Annotated in this window: 2 protein-coding genes and 1 pseudogene; 2 read left to right on the top strand and 1 reads right to left on the bottom strand. The window is 44.8% G+C overall.

Going from position 1 to position 2,238, the window contains the following annotated elements; genetic code table 11:
- The first annotated feature begins 288 nt into the window (after positions 1-288).
- Positions 289-1,044 (top strand): hypothetical protein, encoded by a 756-nt coding sequence (locus F6K20_RS34990; RefSeq protein ID WP_287297878.1) that lies wholly within the window; start codon positions 289-291, stop codon positions 1,042-1,044.
- Positions 1,045-1,115: 71 nt separating this feature from the next.
- Here the strand turns inward: F6K20_RS34990 and F6K20_RS34985 are convergent, their stop codons facing one another.
- Entirely contained in the window at positions 1,116-1,352 is a 237-nt protein-coding gene (locus F6K20_RS34985) for a hypothetical protein (RefSeq protein WP_131827058.1), read from the bottom strand.
- A 254-nt stretch (positions 1,353-1,606) separates the two neighbouring features.
- On the opposite strand from F6K20_RS34985, the pseudogene F6K20_RS34980 reads away from it, so the two are divergent.
- Positions 1,607-2,131 (top strand): annotated as a pseudogene (locus F6K20_RS34980) (ion channel); the annotation flags it as partial.
- Between the last annotated feature and the right edge of the window lie 107 nt (positions 2,132-2,238).

Raw genomic sequence — 2,238 nt, 5'->3', positions numbered from 1 at the left:
TGTGGCTCTTTCCGATCTATTATGATCATCCTGTTGGCAGGGACTGTCATGCTTTCACTACCCTGGTTGGTTGTGAAATATATCAAGTGGGCTTCCCCTCAGGTAACTGCTGGATGGCAATTAATCAGGGGAGTATCTCAATAGGGAGCTTCGGAGCAGGTAAGATATAGCAATTATATATCCCATAAGGTACAAAGTGATCCCCCTAAATCCCCCTTAATAAGGGGGACTTTGAGGTTTAAAACCGTACCTCATAACTGCGATAAACGCTATAATAGAGGTAAGACGATGAGAGTTGATCAAAGCAGTGGTTTAAGGCAACGACTTAATGGTATAGTCATGATTATCTATGCCTTAATCCCGATTATCATAGTAGTGGTATTTTTGATTACTTTTTTAACAATTTTAAATGACATCAAGAGTCTGGTTACTGGCCCTTTAGTGGAAATCAATAACACTCTAGTGGAAGTGAAGGAAAGTACTCAAAAAGCCAAAGAGGAAATTGCTTCTATCATAGAACCGATCAAAACAATAAACGCAGAAGTGCAAGAAGCATTCGAGATAGTTGAACAGATTCCTACAGGAGTGAGTTTGCCTGATCTTGGCATACCAGATGTTAATCTTCCGGTGAAACCAGATGTCAACTTGGGGGGTGGATTTCCGCCTAAGGTGAATATCGAAATGAAAGAGGTTTCAGTGGCTATGCCTACTATTCCTGGGTTTGAAGTACCAGTGGTTGGTTTGCAACAGGTCAAGGCAGTTTTAAAGGATAATTTGGAAATACTTAGGGTTTTTAATACTATTGTCAGCGGTATTCCTAACCTCGATTCCCTTAGAGAAGATTCCCAAAAAATTGTAGCAGGGGTGCAGGAGTTGGTGAACGGAATTCATAAAATCGGGAGCAAGGTATTAGGGCTGATGATATTTAGCGCAATCATGGTGATACCCTGGTTAATTAAGTTATGTATAGTTCCCTACGCTACCTGGGCTTACGGTCAGGTCACCACAGGATGGGCATTAGTTAGTGGTCAAGTGACTGAATAAATCAGATGGGGAAATCTAAAGGAAAAATGCGATGCTCTAAAGAGCCGCTAAGCGAACGCTTTGGGTGCATCTCATTTTTGCCGTTTGACCAGATGGTGCGTTAGGGACGGACGCTGCTGGCGAATTCGTGAAACCCTTATTCTGCCGTAATCTGCTCCCCTCTCCCAAGGTTGGGAGAGGGGCTGGGGGTGAGGGCTGATCGGGCTTCTTGGTAAGTTCGCGAAATATTTCGCCAGCAGCATCGGGACGGAAAGCCTCTGATTTTCCGCCTCTTTGCGCCTTGAACAGTCCGTCCCGTAACGCACCACCAGGCTACTCCCTACTAGACCCTAATAAAACACTAATCAATCGATAAATATTTTAAAAAATAGTAAACAGTCAGCACTCAGCGGTCAGCCTTCAGCCTTCAGCCTTCAGCCGTCAGCTGATTTTATTCAAAAGCTGTTATCCTAGCGTGACCATAGGCTGATAGCTGATAGCTGATACGCGACAGGCTGATAGCTAAGAGCTTACGGTAAAATAACCAATTTAAATTGCAATTAACAAGTTTAAACTAACTAAGATGCGCATCGCTAAACGGACTAGACCTAGACAATTAGACGTAATTATCAAAGGGTCATCCCATAACCATTGGCGTGACCCTTATCATATAATGCTGACCGTTAATTGGCCAATGTTTTTCGGACTAATTGCGGTTTGTTATTTAGCTATAAACATCGTCTTTGCCCTATTGTACCTAGCTGGAGGAAATTGTATTGAAAACGCCCGTCCAGGTTCTTTTTTCGATGTCTTTTTCTTCAGCGTTCAGACCATGGCATCCATTGGTTATGGTGCCATGTATCCCGTGACCTCCTATGCTAATATCATTGTTACCATAGAAGCTCTAGTGGGTTTGATGGCTCTAGCTATGGCAACGGGACTAATGTTTGCCCGCTTCTCTCGCCCTACTGCCAGAGTCATCTTCAGTCGTAGGGCAGTGATTACGCCCCATAATGGAGTACCTACTCTCATGTTCCGCACGGCCAATGAACGGGATAATCGGATTCTGGAAGCTCAGCTCAGGGTAAGTTTGCTGCGCTATGAAGTGATGCACCCGCCGATCGCTCGACCGCCTTGCCGGCATCGCCTTTCGGACCGGTAACCCGCTGCCAGAGCCTGACCTGCTTCTTCGCCGGATCATAGGTCAAGCGAATA

Source organism: Moorena sp. SIO2C4 (assembly GCF_010672485.1).
GTDB lineage: Bacteria > Cyanobacteriota > Cyanobacteriia > Cyanobacteriales > Coleofasciculaceae > Moorena > Moorena producens.
This window is presented reverse-complemented; position numbering and strand designations above follow the sequence as displayed.